Genomic DNA, 16,005 nt, shown 5'->3' on the forward strand with positions numbered 1-16,005 from the left:
TGACTGTATGAGTTTCGTCTGCTTGAAGTTAAGTAGGTTCATGATCCATTTCCTTCTTGAGTAATAAGTATAATTTACTGGAAATAATTTCATGTTCATGTAAATCTTTTAAGGTATCCATCTGGCTAATGCCTAACAAGGCTTTAGCTGATTGTTCATTCATGTCATCGACAATATCTTTGTTAGACTGGATTTCATTCGCCATTTGTTGCACGGTTTTATCTTTTAAGTATTGATATATATTCTCGACATTTTGAAAGGCTTTAGGATCATCGAAGATTTCTATTAAGGGCGAGTTTTTTATTAAAGCTAACTCATCGATAACTTTGTTAATCAGCTTATATTGGGTTCGATAATAAAGGTAATGTTCTTGCGTTTCACTTAATTTCGTAGATGACAATGATAACCGCTGGAACATTTGCATACATTTACCCATCCAGGTATTAAAATAGGTATTAAGTGATCCTAAGTGCGGTCGATCCTGTTCAACCCGTTCCGTTTGTGTTTCTAAAATCAATAAGTTTCTTTTGTAGATGCTCTCATTGATTTCATCTCGCCTAAAAATTTCTTTTAATTCGATTTTCTGTAGAGCCAGGGTATAAATTCGTAACATATTTTCAACAACATGGCTTGAATCTTCGGTTTTATCAACGCACTGTTTACAAACTTGCTGGTATAAATTCTGGTATTCAGAGGTAAAGGTTTTGTACTGTAATTCACTAATATTCTGATTTTCGAAAAGCTCTTTGCTTCTGGCATTTAAACTTTGGTATATGAGTGCCTTACTTTTAAAATAACTCATTTGTTCGTGGGGTAAAAGTGTATCTATATTTAGCCAGCGTATTACTTTGCCGATCGTAGTTGCTTTAACCAGCAGGGTGAAATAAATGCTTCCGATGGTGATAGCAGTGATGAATTCTTTGATTGAAAAATCATAATTCCAGTTTGGAAGACTTAGGTCATCAGGTATGAGCATGACCATAATAACAGCGATAGCGCCTCGCAAACTGCCCCAGGAGAGCAAATGCTGCCAGTTTAAAGGAATACTTTCCTCAGACGTTATTTGGTTGATCACGCCAATTGAACAGTAAATTGACACTGCTCTGGCGATAACGACCACTAAAATCATTATTAATATGGGCAGGATGGCAACGTTTATAGAGATGGAAAGACTGGTAAACAATAACCCCATTAGAATGAAAACCAGAGAGTTGGCGAGAAAAGCAAAATAACCCCAGAATTTTTCCATATATTCTTCCACACCTACGGACATTTTATAACGACCGTAATTACCCATGACAATGGAGGAAACCAGCGTGGCTATAATAGAAGAAAATTGAATATGGTGACCGTCTATGACTAATTTTTCAGAAATTAGCTCCGCTAACAAGAAGGTGAAATGTGCAACCAGTAAAGTCAGCGTAATTTCAAGATGTTCATGGCCTTTTACCCATTGAATGAGTTTAGAAAACAAGAAACCCATAAATAAACCAAACAGTCCACCGCCTACGATCATGGTACAAAATGAAAAAAGACCTTCTAAAACAGTTGTTGTGCCATGAAAACCGTGGAGCATAATTTCCAGGAATACCAGAAAAATAGCAAAAGCAGTTCCGTCGTTAAACAGACTTTCACCTTCAAATATCAAGGTTAAACGTCGTGGTGCTCCGTATTCCTTAAATAGTGACAACACGGCAACAGGGTCAGTTGCAGAAATAATGGCACCAAAGAGTAGAGTGACTAACAGCGGAATATCAAAACCCATTAGCTGAAATGCCCAGCGCCCGGCAAATCCGATAAAAAAAGTTGAAATGAGTAAGCCCACAATCGCCAACATACTGATGGCAAATTTATTCTCTTTAATATTGCGACTTTTGATGTTGTAAGCTGATTCAAAAATAAGGATTGGTAGAAAAACAAAAAACAATAGTTCTGGTGTTAGCTGAAAGCTGGTGACAAATGAAAGTGCGTTGATTTCAGAAAGCGGTACCAACAATGAACCACCTATAACTAACAAAACTGTGTAGGGAATACGTGTTTTCAGAGAGAGGATATTAATTCCCAGAGAAAACAACATCAGAGTAAAAACGGATAAATAAACGTCGAGTGTCATATATTTCCTTGTTGTCTTTTTTTCTAGAATCTATTTTAATATTCTGAGCTGGTACAAACAAAAAATTATACCAACAAAGCCGCATATCCTTCTATATAAAGCTTACACCATGATAAGGTATTTTTAAAACGGTCTTTGAAATACATTACTAAGCATTATATTTTAGGTGTGGTTGATATAAACCGCTGAGTTTGGTTGATATCAGCCATTTAATATGGTTAATAGACATTCTGAATAAGTTATACATAGAGCGACTTATTAGGTAACAGTAGCTTTATCCTCTAAAAAAATAAGGATATGAACAACTTGGTATAGAATTAGCTGTAAATTGTAATATTAAGTTGATATGCGGTCATAATACAATACTATTTTCTTACAGGAGCAGGGACTGGAATCCCCATACCTTATTATCAGAATATTGAATTTATGATGCATTAACCTAAAATCTTTCAATGACGGTATCAGCTGTACCTTATCTTTTGCCTGCATTTGATTTTCCACTATTCTCATTAACCCATGCATAAATTAATCTATCGACCTTTTCTTATTATAGGTCTGGTTTTCAGCTTGTTGATTGTTGCTGAACTAGGTGCTTTAAGCGGTATGACCTGGAGAAATCAGCAACGTATTGATACCATAAAAAAAGACATTACACAGGGCAATCAACTGCAGCAATGGATTTTCGAATTACTCAAGCACCAATGGGAAGAGCCGATACCTCCTTCTCCTGCTATAGGGAAAACTTCAAAAAATAAAGCTGATCTACACAAAGAAATTATAGACTTTATTGAAAACCAATATCCTGCGAAAAAAAATACCAGTGAATCACTGAAAATATTACAAAAATTGCTGAAAAGTGTTGAACAAGGTTATCAGCAAGATCAAATTAAGGCATTACAATTATCGCGCGAGGTGTTGTTGCTGCAAATGCAGGAAGAAGAAAAACTATTAGATGAGGTATATCTCGATAGTCAATTAGAGTTGAAACTGGCTATTTTAATTCCTTCCGGTGTTTTTTTAATTCTTTTAGGTTCTGGGTTCTTGTTCTTTAATCGTCATGTTATGGCTCCTATCAATGCACTGGATAAATTATTATCTAATCTGATTAAGGGAGAAAAGCAACCCATCGAAGATATCCCAAACGATTCAGTGATGCGGCCATTGTTTACAAACTATAATCGTTTAATTACTCGTTTATCAGAGTTAGAACAAGAGCATCTGTCATATACATATTCGCTGGAAAAAGAAGTGCGAAATGCAACCCATACTTTACTTGAGCAAAGCCATAGTCTTGCACGTACAGAGCGTCTTGCTGCTGTGGGTGAACTGGCTGCCAGTGCTGCCCATGAATTACGTAATCCGCTGGCAGGCATTCAGGTAGCATTGGAAAATATGCTTCAAGACTGTCATGACGAAGATATGAGTGAGCGCCTACAAATGGTTCATGCAGAAATAAATCGATTAACTGGTCGGCTCAATGACTTATTGGCGTTTTCCAGACAAACACCTGAAAAGGCAAAGAATATCGATTTATATGTATTAATCAATGAACTGATGACCCTGGTGAATTATCAGGTAACAGAAAATATTTCCTTGCATTATCAGGTTGAAGCAAATACCAGAGCTTTTTTACCAGAAAATGAATTGCGTCAGGCACTGCTAAATTTATTACTGAATGCGATACAATCCATAGGAATTCAAGTGGGTAGCGTTAACCTACAAGTAAAACATCAAGCCAATATGCTAATTATTAAAATAAGTGATACCGGTGCCGCTTTTCCAGATGCATTATTGGAACAGGGTATCAGGCCTTTTGCCAGTTATAAAGAAAAAGGCACCGGCTTAGGTTTGCCTATGGTACAGCGATTTGCCAAGTCTTATGGAGGCAAGCTGGAATTAAAAAATGATAAACAGGGTTACGCGTGTGCGTCCCTGATATTGCCGGAAAGCCAATGAGAGATAGCCTATTAATCATCGAAGATGAAACCTTGTTGGGAAATGAATTAGCCCGGTACTTTCGTAAACAAAAATGGGAAACGACTCTGGTTTGCTCTTTAACTGAAGCAAGAAAATGCCTAGTGGAGGAAGGAATAGACCCTCTAGTTGTATTGTCAGATATGAATCTACCTGACGGAAATGCATTGGATTTTCTGGAACAACTCAAAGAGACTACAAACAGTACAGAATGGTTGTTTTTAACAGGCTATGGTTCGGTTACCGATTCAGTCAGAGCGGTACGCCTGGGTGCTTATGATTTCATAGAAAAACCCTGTGAGTTAAAGCGACTGAATATGTTGGTTGAAGGTGCTGCAAGAAGTGCCAGGGCCCAACGTCGGCTAGAAATCCAGGCACAGGAACAAAATGACAAATATTCCATTCGCATGCTGGTTGGTAAAAGCAAGGCTATTTGTTTATTGCGTGAAATGATTATGCAAGTCTCTCAAGTCCCGTTTTCCAGCTTGATTATTACTGGTGAAACAGGGACAGGGAAAGGCTTAATTACTAATATATTGCACTATTCAGGTTCACGTGCCAAAGGGCCTTTAATCGAGATTAATTGTGCTGCATTGCCTCGCGAATTATTGGAATCTGAATTATTCGGTTATGAAGCGGGCGCATTTACTGGCGCAAAAAAACGTCATCGTGGATTGTTTGAACAGGCTCACACGGGTACTTTGTTTCTGGATGAAATCGGCGAAATGGATTTAGAGTTGCAGGGAAAATTACTTAAAGCCGTTGAAGAACTGCGCATTCGTCGCTTGGGTGGGGAACATGAAATTGACGTTGATGTGCAAATTATCGCAGCAACGAACAAGGACTTACATTATGAGGTCAGTATAGGTGCATTTAGGCAGGACCTGTACCATCGTCTGAATGTGATCAGTTTGCATGTACCACCGTTAAGAGAGCGCATGGATGATTTGCGAGAGTTGCTGCTACTTTTTATAGCTGAAAACAATGCGAAGTCCAATAAGAATATCAGAGTGATTCCTGAAAGTGTTGCAAAAAAGTTGGCAAGTTATCACTGGCCAGGCAATATTCGTGAGTTGCGTAACATTATTGAACGTTGTGTATTGCTGGCGACTGGGGATATATTCCCAGAGCAATGGTTACAGTTACCCAATCGCTCAAGCAAACCTACTGCTGCAACAGAAAATGGTATATTTCTCCCTCTTGATGGCACATTAACACTGTTAGATATGGAAAAGTATATTATTCAGAAAGTGCTGGCCCGAAGCGATAATAATGTCACTGCCGCTGCTAGAATGCTAGGGACTTCAAGGGAAACGCTCCGTTATCGTGTGCAAAAATATCACTTGAACGTGTAGTTTAAATCCACTTTTATGTGAATAAGGCAGAGTATTTACAAAATTATTGTCCCCTCTACTCACATGATCATTAAACAAATTAATTTCTAATGAGTAAACCCCCAGCTCTGCTGGGGGACTAGTAAAGTTTGACAATTACGGGAATCATCGTGAGTCTCCCTATCTGTGAACCGCCTAAAGTTCAATAGATAAGGAAACAAACGATGAATACAGCAGATAGTTTAAATCATACAAAATGGGAATGTAAGTATCATATAGTTTGGATACCCAAATATAGAAAGAAGAGTCTCTACAAGGATTTGAGGAAATATATTGGTACTACTCTAAAAGATTTAGCACTCCAAAAAGAATGTAAAATTGAAGAAGGGCATTTAATGCCAGATCATGTTCATATTTTAATCTCGATTCCTCCCAAATATTCAGTGTCACAGGTTGTTGGATTTATTAAAGGGAAAAGTGCTATATCGATTGCTCGAACCTATATGGGGAGAAGAAAGAATTTTACAGGGCAGAGTTTTTGGGCAAGAGGTTACTATGTTTCCACAGTGGGCAGAGATGAGGAAACGGTGAGAAATTATATTAAGCATCAAGAAGATGAGGATAAGCGAATAGACCAACTCGATTTATTTTAAGACACTGCCACCTTTAGGTGGTAAATGAATTAACCCGCTTCGAGCGGTTCACGATTACAAGCCTCCGGCTGTGCCGGAGGTATTTGACTAATAGAAACGATAATATGCTGACTACTGAAGATAACTTAAAAAAACATCAAATTCATGGCATAGAGAAAGGTACAGAGCCACCATCGCAAATTGCCAAACAATTAAATCAGCAATATGAAACAGATATCGGTGTTTTTTTTGCCGAGGTAGCGAAACTGCCTTTAGAGATCTTGTGCAAAGTACTCTTTGAACTACCTAGTCATGTTTTTGAAGAAACCTTGTCACGTATCCCTCATAAAAAAATGGCGACTGCCTTATCATATCTAACCAGTGATGATTTGACCGATTTCTTACAGCGCGTCAAACAGTATGATCAAAATTACGCTAAAAGTACTTATCATTTACTCGCACCCGATGAGCAGGCTGAGGTCGCCCATCTTTCCCAATTTCCTGCGGATCAGGCAGGTGCGTATATGCAAATGGAAATGTTATCAGCAGAATTGACTGATACTCTTGCACATGTGAAACAACAGGTTCGCGCTTTTAGAAGGGAAGAACCCAATAGCCCTATTTATAAATTATTTGTTGTAGATGCAGAGCAGCACTTGGTGGCGACTCTACATTTTACTGATCTGTTACTGTTTGATGAAAGAAATACCATGCAAGAAATTATTGCCCAGGCGGTAATCCATCATCATAAACCATTGAGTGTCCATAACTCGACTCCAATTGAAAAAGTCATCCATTTATTCGAAGAATATGAACTAAGTGTTATTGCTGTCATCAATGATGAAGAGCAACTGCAAGGTCGTATTGTGTTCGAAGATATTTATGATTTAATTCGTATGCAAGAACAAAGTCAGGCTCTGAAAATGGCGGGTGCCGATAAAGATGCTGAAGAAGAAAGTTTAGAATCCGCGCGTAAAGCAAGATTACACTGGTTGTTTATTAATCTGGCGGCACTGCTCTGTGCAGTTTTCGTTGTGAATGTTTATAAAGAAACGATAGAACAGATAGTGGCTCTTGCAGTACTCATGCCAATTGTTGCAGCACTAGGAGGAAATGTGGGAAATCAGGCGGTAACGGTAACAGTTAGAAAGATCGCCTTAGGACAGATTGATTGGCAGAATGCATTCCCGGTTATTAAACGGGAAATTATTATGAGTAGTATTAATGGATTGATCATGGGAGCTATAGTTTCGAGTATAACCTTCATATGGTTTCATCAGGCATTATTAGGTCTGGTTATCGCTATGGCGATTATCATAAATTTAGCAGTAGCAGGTTTAATGGGTTCTATGATACCCCTATTAATTAAAAAATTTGGTGGTGATCCTGCGATTGCATCGCCGTTATTACTCACGACAGCAACAGATGCAATTGGTTTTTTTGTATTTTTAGGTCTGGCTGAATTGATCTTGATTTAAAGGTTATTTTTTGGGTTTTTGAGTTAGATACTGTGCAACTTTAGGATTGATCTACATTGGCTACTGCAGTCTTCACTGGATTGCAACAGGCCGAGGGGCACTGAAATTTTCACTTATTCCTTGTCGTTTTTTGTCTTGTATCTTTCGTTATAATATTTTGGGCCATTAGCGCTGTATGATGAGGCAGTTAAAACCGAGGTAAAAATGCTGGAATTACTTTCCAGAGTCGAATCCACCTTATTTAAAACAATTTTTTAAGAAAGTGCGTAGTGGCCTACGTCCTGTTTTGAGAGCAAATATTTGATTGTACGGTCAACACGCTTATATCAAACGTGCCTGATTTTTATTGATTGCCACCTACTTTGTTCAGGAGTACACTGAAAAACCTACAAAAATAATGGATAAAACATTATGTTTATGGCATGGGGTATTCGAATTATTTTGCTGATTTTGTTAACTGTCATGAGCACTGCTTATGCAGGAAATGAAGATAATCAACCCTTCAAATCATCTTTAGTTATAGAACTGGAAATTAATGATGTTATAGGCCCTGCTACAGCAGATTATATAGTCCGTAATCTACAAAAAGCGGTTGACCGCCAGGCCATGGCAGTCCTTATTCTGATGGACACACCGGGTGGTTTGGATATTTCCATGCGCCAGATTATCAAACACATCATTGCTTCCCCCATTCCTGTTATCAGTTATGTAGCGCCCAGTGGTGCACGCGCTGCCAGTGCCGGGACTTATATACTCTATGCCAGTGATATTGCTGCAATGGCTCCGGCAACCAATGTGGGTGCGGCAACGCCTGTGCAAATCGGTGGTTTTGGCGGTTTTAGCGAAGACAAAAGTTCTCCTGATAAGAGCAAGGACTCCCCCGGGCCACTTAACGACCCAATGACTCATAAAATGGTTAATGATGCTTCAGCATATATTCGCGGTCTGGCAGAGATGCATGGTAGAAACGCAGAATGGGCAGAAAAGGCGGTACGCGAAGCGGCCAGCCTTTCTGCTGTTGAAGCATTAAAGCTGAATGTGATCGATATTATTGCCCCCAGTGTAAGTGATTTATTTCAGCAGTTACAAGGAAGGAAAGTTAATGTTTCCGGTAAAGAACTGATATTAAATACCGGGAATGTTGAAATACAAAGTATCAAGCCTGACTGGCGCAGTCAGTTTTTAGCGGTCATTACTAACCCTAGCATGGCCTATATTTTATTGATGGTTGGTATTTATGGTTTGGTATTGGAGTTCTCTCATCCAGGCAGCCTCGTTCCCGGTACAGTTGGTGGAATTTGCTTGCTGTTAGCTTTATATGCATTGCAGCTATTGCCAGTGAATTATACCGGTATGGGGCTGATTTTGTTTGGCATAGCTCTGATGATAGTGGAAGCTTTTATGCCCAGTTTCGGCATACTCGGGTTGGGAGGAGTAGTCGCCTTTGTGATTGGCTCGGTGATATTAATGGATACTGAGATGCCCGGATTCGGGATAGATGCGGGGCTGATTGCCGGCTTTGCTTTGAGTAGTGCAGCTTTTTTCATTATCGCACTTGGTTTATTATTAAAATCAAGACACAATCCAGTTGTCAGTGGTAAAGAACAGTTGCTGGATAGCACCGGCGTAGTGGTGGATGATTTTACGGGGAAAGGGATGATTCATATTCATGGTGAAACCTGGCAGGCTACATGTGACCAGTCCTTGCATAAAAATGAAAAAGTGAGAGTGACAGCGATTACGGGTCTGCATTTACAGGTTGTGCCCATTAAAAAATAGGAGAATATGTGATGTTTTTAAATTTTGGTTTCATTTCCATCAGTATTTTATTGTTATTGTTGATTAGTGCATTCAGGATTCTCAGAGAATATGAACGTGGTGTTATTTTTATGCTGGGCCGTTTTTATAAAGTAAAAGGCCCGGGGCTCATTATTGTTATCCCTTTGATTCAACAAATGGTGCGGGTTGATTTACGTACTGTGGTGATGGACGTACCGACTCAGGATGTTATTTCACGTGATAATGTTTCAATTAAAGTCAATGCCGTCGTCTATTTTCGCGTTATAGATCCAGAAAAAGCGATTATACAAGTGGAAAACTTTTATGACGCCACCAGTCAATTGGCACAGACTACCTTACGTTCGGTATTGGGGCAACATGAACTGGATGAAATGTTGGCTGAACGTGAGCGCCTGAATATTGATATTCAGACCAGTCTGGATGAGCAAACCGACGCATGGGGGATTAAAGTAGCGAATGTTGAAATTAAACATGTGGACCTGGATGAGCGTATGGTCAAAGCAATTGCTAAACAAGCAGAAGCTGAGCGAACCCGACGCGCTAAAGTCATTCATGCCGAAGGAGAACTGCAGGCTGCTGAAAAGTTGATGCAAGCAGCAAAAGTACTGGCAGAACAACCTGGAGCAATTCAATTAAGATACATGCAAACATTGACTGATATTGCAGGTGACAAATCTTCCACTATCGTATTCCCAGTGGATTTATTAAAAGGATTTAAGTAGTACCTGAATCCTGCAAGTTCAGGGTTGAAATAAAATTAGTTTAGACGATTAAAGAATCAGTCATCCAAATTATTTAGCTTTTTTGTCAATTAAGGCGGCTTCTTGGATTCGGCCCTAAAATAAATAGCGCGCTTGCATAATAAAAGGGGCGTACTTGTATTCAGGTCAATAAAATACGCTGCCAAATAGTATGGTCTTAAATAAGAAATTTTTTTTGAACTGATAAGCCTGGCAATTTTTTAGCCGACCTTAACTCTACTATCCCACTTTTCATAGTCAATTATTTCTGGTTTCCTTTGGTACAAGCTTTGTTGCTATTCAACTGACTCATTTGCGCTCTATAATATAGGTGAGAAAAGTGCAAGGTAATAAAGTCGCATGGACTAAGAATTGATCAGTCCTGAATTTACCTAAGTCCATTTGGCCTTTTGCTTTTTCGATCCCTATTTTACAAATGGCTATTTTCTTTATTGTTATGTTTCTTATCATATATTTCGGTAAAATAAGCTTTCATTAACACTGTGTAATATTTTATGACTCAATTTGTTCCTGTCACTACTTGTCACGATTGTGGTTTATTACAAAAAATAAGTCATATGCCTGAAGATGGGACAGTTACATGTTGCCGTTGTGATGCAACATTACGCAAACGTCAGCGTATTAAACCCGCTAAAAGTATTGAGCATACTCTGGCGTTGGTTATAACAGCGCTGATATTGTTGGTCATCTCCAATGTGTTTCCAATTCTTCAAATACAGGCTGAAGGGCATGAGATGGCAGCGACCTTGTTTGGCTGTGTAAAATACCTGTTTACTCATAAGATGCAGTTTCTTGCCGGGCTGGTCTTTTTAACGACTATCGGTGCGCCGCTGATACAACTGACGGGGTTATTGTATATTCTACTGCCGGTTAATTTTGGCCGAATCTCACCCTATGCACCTCAGGTATACCGTTTAGTACGTATTATTACTTCATGGAGCATGTTAGAAGTGCTGATGCTGGGTATTCTGGTTTCCGTGGTTAAGTTGTCTGCATTGGCTACTGTGGTTCCTAGTATCGCCTTGTGGACTTTCGGTTTGTTGATGTTTTTGATTGCCGCTATTTTGAATGATCTGGATACAGAAATGCTATGGGAACAAATTACTCCCAAGACACAAGCGGTTGAGGAGCAAAAATCTAAGCCAGGGACTCAATTAACCAACTGTCATAATTGTAATTTATTATGTGCAGTCATTGCAGGGCATGAGTCTTTCTGCCCCCGTTGCAAAACTGCGTTGCACTTCAGAAAACCGAACAGTTTAACGCGCTGTACGGCGTTAGCGATTGCTGCCTCAGTTTTATATATTCCTGCTAATTTATTACCGGTGATGGTGGTTCGCAGCATGGGGCAAACTGAGGGTGATACGATCATCAGTGGGGTTATTTATCTGGCAAAAACAGGAGATATGCCACTTGCTATTATTCTGTTTATCGCCAGTATCTGTGTTCCCACTGTTAAATTACTGATTTTATTTCTGTTATTGATAACAGTCTACTTTAAATCACCATGGCGGCTCAGGGAAAGAACCCGTTTGTATCGCTTGACTGAAGGTATTGGTCGCTGGTCTATGGTGGATATTTTTGTCGATACATTAATGGCTGCTTTAATTCAAATTCAGGGTTTAATGGTGATAGAAGTGGGTGTTGGAGCTGTTGCCTTTGGTGCAGTGGTGGTATTAACTATGCTAGCCGCAAAGGCTTTTGATCCTCGATTAATATGGGATAACATGGAGAGAGTAAATGAGTGAGTCGATGCAGGGTGAGGCTATGAATAATTTACCAGAAAGTAATATTCAGCCCCGGTCAACATTTTCTATCGTCTGGCTGGTGCCTATTGTCGCTATTTTGACTGGTGCCTGGATAGGCTATAAAGCCTGGTCTGAGATAGGGCCTGAAATTACCATTTATTTTGATACAGCAGACGGATTGGAAGCAGGTAAAACTAAAATCAAATATAAAAATGTTGAAATTGGTCAAGTACAAAGCATTCATGTAAATCACTTTCATGAGAATGTGATAGTGAAGGCTGAAATGAGTAAAGATATAAAATCCTATCTTACTGATAAAACCCAATTTTGGGTCGTCCGCGCACGTATAAATGCCAGTGGTGCATCAGGTCTGGATACCTTGTTATCAGGAGCATATATCGGTATTGAACCCAGTTCGGAAGGTAAAAGCAGTCGTGTATTTACTGGTTTAGAAGTGCCGCCTGTGATCACAGGGAACAAACCAGGTAAGCACTTTATTTTACATACCAAAAATTTGGGCTCTTTAGAAAGGGATGTACCGGTTTATTATCGAAAATTTAATGTCGGTCGAGTTGAAGATGTAAAGCTTGATGAAGATGGTGAATCTGTCACAGTACGTATATTTGTTAATGCTCCGTTTGACAAATGGGTTAATTCCAGTACTAAGTTCTGGAATGCCAGTGGCGTTGATTTTAATATGACTGCTGATGGAATTAATGTGAATACTGAATCTTTGGTTTCTATTATGATAGGGGGGATTTCCTTTGAGTCTAGCGACTTAAGTAATGATGTCACTCCAGCAAAAGATAGCAGTGAATTTAAGTTATTTGCAAATCGTTCTGATTCTTTACAAAAAAATTACACAATTGGCATAAAATATGTACTTAATTTCTCTGAGTCAGTACGTGGGTTGGCAGTGGGAGCACCAGTTGATTTTAGAGGAATACAGATAGGAGAAGTGACAGATATTCATCTGTCATTTGACACTAAAAAGAATAAAATGACCGTTCCGGTCACTATCTCACTTGATTATCAGAGAATTGTCGTGAATGGAACGATAAGTGATGCAAACGAGTTATATGTATCACATGAAAGTCGTACCAATTATTTTATAAAGCAGGGCCTTAGAGCACAATTGCAAACGGGAAACCTTATTACCGGACAGTTATTTGTTGCACTGGATTTTTTTCCCGATGCTGCGCCCTTTGTGATGGACTGGAATGCTGAAATTCCTGAATTTCCTTCAATACCGGGAACATTAGGTGAGCTAAAAATTCAAATAGCCAGCATTCTGAAAAAAGTTGATGCCATGATGACTCAGGTCAACCAATTCAGTTATAAGCTAAACCATAAATTAGAACCTGAACTTTCAGGTACTTTACAGGAAACTAAAAGCACTCTGGTGACTATTCAAGAGACTCTGGGAAATGATTCACCTGTACAGCAGGATTTACAGAGCGCACTTAGAGAATTTACCAAAGCAGCACGATCTATCAAGGATCTGGCTGATTATCTTGAAAGACATCCAGAATCATTAATTCAAGGCAAAAAAGAGACTAATCATGAATAACCAGACTATTTTATCTGCATCGCTCATTTCATTAACTTTGTTCTTTGCAGGCTGTGGAAGTTCGCCGAATGCCAAATTATATATACTAGATGCAATGCATAGGGATAATTCACTAACGGCAACGACTCTGGAAGGTCGCAGTGTTGCTATTAAGGTAGGACCTGTTTCTATTGCAGACTCGCTGGATCAATCGCAGATTGTTACGCGAACAGGACCGAATATGCTGGTTGCGGATGAATTTAATCGCTGGGGTGGTGATTTTCGGAGTGATATTCAACGAGTTATTGGAGAAAATATTTCTGTATTATTGCCTACGGACCAGGTTTTTTTAAGTCAGGAAATAGTCTTATTACCAGTTGATTTTCAAGTGCTGGTTAATATTCGCGAATTTGATGGCGCACTTGGTGGTGTTGTGACACTGAATGCTGACTGGACAGTTGCTGCTAAGGGCGAAGACAAAACCGTGATAACAAAAAAAACATTTTTTCAGGAAAATACTGATGGTGCAGACTACCAAGCCTATGTCGCTGCACAAAGCCGGTTGCTGAAAAAACTGAGCCAGGAAATTACTGATGAGATTAGGAATCAGTTGCTTAAGTAAGGTAAGATTTTTTAGGTGTGAGTATTTAGATATATTAATCTAAATGCGTGTAAAGAGTCCGATTACGTGCGTTCATGCGAATGAAAGCGTGCTCAGTATTGGTCAATTATTATGATTTTTAAGGAGTAAAAAATGAGTGTTTTATCCAATAAATTGTCGACAATAGACAAGGTTATTTATGTAACATTAGTCCTGCTTGCTTTATTAGGTATGGCAATTACTAATTTTTCCCCTGCTGACGCCCATTTCTATTGGCTGAGCATGACTTTTGTTTTTGCTCTTGGAGCCATTGTGACGGGATGGCAAAGGGCGCGTGATAGGCAAACAAAAACAAAGTTAGTAGCAACGCAACTGCTGCACTGGGGCAGTACTTTTATTGCAGTGATGGTAGTTTATGCCTTTTTACACTCGGGTCAGGTGCAGAATGAAACAGTTGCGCTAATGATTCTGTTGATTCTATCGCTGTCTACTTTTCTGGATGGAATTCATGTCGGTTGGCAATTTTATGCGCTGGGTATTTTACTCGCTATTTCAACAGTCATTATTTCTTATTTAGACGAATATATATGGATCATTGCCATAATAGCTCTGGCTTTTATTACTTTAACCTTTGTCTGGAATAAGTATATAGGACATAGTAAGTCTTAAAGAGGTTATGAGAACAAGAAAGGGTCAAAGCACAAGTCGGCACTCTGTATAGAAATTATAAACAACCACCACTGAGGACACAGAGTTTTTTATTGTTTATACGCAGTATCCTCTGTAATTAAAAAAGGTTAAATTTTATGTTCAGTTGCCTGGCGCATAGGTGAGGGTTGTGGGTAATCAGGAAATTTTCTGTTTTTTGGCACTATATAATGTAATGGTTCTATTAACTGAGTGGTCATCTGGCGATTGGGTTTTAGAACAGGTTGTGTAACTTAGGGGAAAAACTATCCCTCAGCGCGGGCTTTAGGCAGTGATTACCTCGCAGGATATTAAGATGGTGTGAGAGAGGTTGAAGCGAAGCGGACAAAAGCCCGCTCTATAATTGCTGCTACTGCGCGAGAAGCTGGTGGAAGCAGAGTTCTATGAATCTAATATTTCCTTGGCTTTTTTAAAAGCTTCGATAAAATCTAAATAAACTGGCTTATCACCTGTTAGCATTGAGCTAAGGAGGGCATGTTGAACTTTGTATTTAACATTACCGACTGCTAATGGGCCTACTGCGACAGCGCTTTCTGTACTCGCTAACGGGGTACCAAAATCATTGACATTTACGCCTGCTATTCCTGAAGGCGGAACGGCATTAACATCACCGACAACTTTGAGTTGTGTAGCGTGGCCTAATACCTCTGCACTTAGAATCTGGATACCTGCTTTGGCAGTACAAAAAATTAAGTCGGCATCTTCGATTAGTTTTATTTTATCTTCATCAAAGGTTGCAATGGTGCCTGATAAATTACATTTAAAGCGACGGTTATATTCTTCAGCCAGACTTTGTGCTACATCTTTGGAAAAATGGTCAACCAACTTAGTTTCTGCTCCAGCCAATGATGTAATTACACCAGTTGCAATGCCCACCGGGCCGGTACCACCGAAAACCAATGCTTTACAGTCTTTTAACTGTTTATTAAATTTCGTTTTTAGTTCTTTTTCAACACAAGCGACTAAAGCGGCTGCTGTTGTAAATGCACCACTAGGGTCAGCTAAAACAGACACTTCAAATGGCGGAACCATGGATTTTTTAGCGCTAACTAACATGTCAATTGCAACGCCAATATCTCTCCCGCCAATAAAAATAGCGGTTTGTTTAACGCCTTTAGGTCCGCGCGAGAAAATGACATCCTGAGTCATTCGATGCATGCTGTCAGGTTTGACATTGGCATAAGACATCAGTACATCAAAGTCGCAGTCAAGTGCCATATTGACATCAAAAGGGCTGTTATTGGGCATTGGATCAAACATGTGTAATATGCTTCTTTTAGCCATAAGGTTTCCTTAGTAGTTGGTCG

General features: G+C 39.3%; 12 protein-coding genes. 10 read left to right on the plus strand and 2 right to left on the minus strand.

Annotated elements, in window-relative coordinates; all coding sequences use genetic code 11:
* Positions 1 to 28 precede the first annotated feature (28 nt).
* A complete protein-coding gene (locus tag AU255_RS07855) occupies positions 29 to 2,113 on the minus strand; it encodes a cation:proton antiporter (RefSeq protein ID WP_080522357.1) in 2,085 nt (694 codons plus the stop codon).
* A gap of 516 nt (positions 2,114 to 2,629) precedes the next feature.
* On the opposite strand from AU255_RS07855, the gene AU255_RS07860 reads away from it, so the two are divergent.
* From AU255_RS07860 to AU255_RS07905, 10 genes are all read left to right on the plus strand, one after another.
* Positions 2,630 to 4,069, plus strand: a complete 1,440-nt coding sequence (locus tag AU255_RS07860; RefSeq protein ID WP_080522358.1) for a sensor histidine kinase — start codon at positions 2,630 to 2,632, stop codon at positions 4,067 to 4,069.
* Positions 4,066 to 5,442, plus strand: a complete 1,377-nt coding sequence (locus AU255_RS07865) for a sigma-54-dependent transcriptional regulator (protein WP_080522359.1) — start codon at positions 4,066 to 4,068, stop codon at positions 5,440 to 5,442. The genes AU255_RS07860 and AU255_RS07865 overlap by 4 nt, the downstream gene beginning before the upstream one ends.
* Before the next feature lie 203 nt (positions 5,443 to 5,645).
* Complete coding sequence (tnpA, locus tag AU255_RS07870; protein ID WP_080522360.1) at positions 5,646 to 6,074, plus strand: IS200/IS605 family transposase; 429 nt, start codon at positions 5,646 to 5,648, stop codon at positions 6,072 to 6,074.
* 104 nt (positions 6,075 to 6,178) lie between these two features.
* A complete protein-coding gene (locus AU255_RS07875) occupies positions 6,179 to 7,531 on the plus strand; it encodes a magnesium transporter (protein ID WP_080522361.1) in 1,353 nt (450 codons plus the stop codon).
* Between the two features lie 417 nt (positions 7,532 to 7,948).
* On the plus strand, positions 7,949 to 9,310 hold the full coding sequence (locus AU255_RS07880; RefSeq protein WP_080523302.1) for an NfeD family protein: 1,362 nt from the start codon (positions 7,949 to 7,951) through the stop codon (positions 9,308 to 9,310).
* Positions 9,311 to 9,321: 11 nt separating this feature from the next.
* The gene (locus AU255_RS07885; RefSeq protein WP_080522362.1) at positions 9,322 to 10,053 is read left to right on the plus strand and encodes a slipin family protein; all 732 of its coding nucleotides are present in this window, start codon (positions 9,322 to 9,324) and stop codon (positions 10,051 to 10,053) included.
* Between the two features lie 533 nt (positions 10,054 to 10,586).
* Positions 10,587 to 11,840, plus strand: a complete 1,254-nt coding sequence (locus AU255_RS07890) for a paraquat-inducible protein A (protein ID WP_080522363.1) — start codon at positions 10,587 to 10,589, stop codon at positions 11,838 to 11,840.
* Positions 11,833 to 13,410, plus strand: a complete 1,578-nt coding sequence (locus tag AU255_RS07895; protein ID WP_080522364.1) for a PqiB family protein — start codon at positions 11,833 to 11,835, stop codon at positions 13,408 to 13,410. Before AU255_RS07890 ends, AU255_RS07895 begins: the two co-directional genes overlap by 8 nt.
* A complete protein-coding gene (locus AU255_RS07900) occupies positions 13,403 to 14,011 on the plus strand; it encodes a PqiC family protein (RefSeq protein WP_080522365.1) in 609 nt (202 codons plus the stop codon). The genes AU255_RS07895 and AU255_RS07900 overlap by 8 nt, the downstream gene beginning before the upstream one ends.
* Before the next feature lie 132 nt (positions 14,012 to 14,143).
* Positions 14,144 to 14,659, plus strand: coding sequence for a hypothetical protein (locus AU255_RS07905; protein WP_080522366.1), 516 nt, complete (start codon positions 14,144 to 14,146; stop codon positions 14,657 to 14,659).
* Between the two features lie 420 nt (positions 14,660 to 15,079).
* Here AU255_RS07905 and AU255_RS07910 read toward each other — a convergent pair whose 3' ends face one another.
* Positions 15,080 to 15,982, minus strand: a complete 903-nt coding sequence (locus AU255_RS07910; protein ID WP_080522367.1) for an NAD(P)-dependent methylenetetrahydromethanopterin dehydrogenase — start codon at positions 15,980 to 15,982, stop codon at positions 15,080 to 15,082.
* Positions 15,983 to 16,005: the final 23 nt, after the last annotated feature.

This window comes from Methyloprofundus sedimenti (assembly GCF_002072955.1).
In the GTDB taxonomy this organism is placed as follows: Bacteria; Pseudomonadota; Gammaproteobacteria; order Methylococcales; family Methylomonadaceae; genus Methyloprofundus; species Methyloprofundus sedimenti.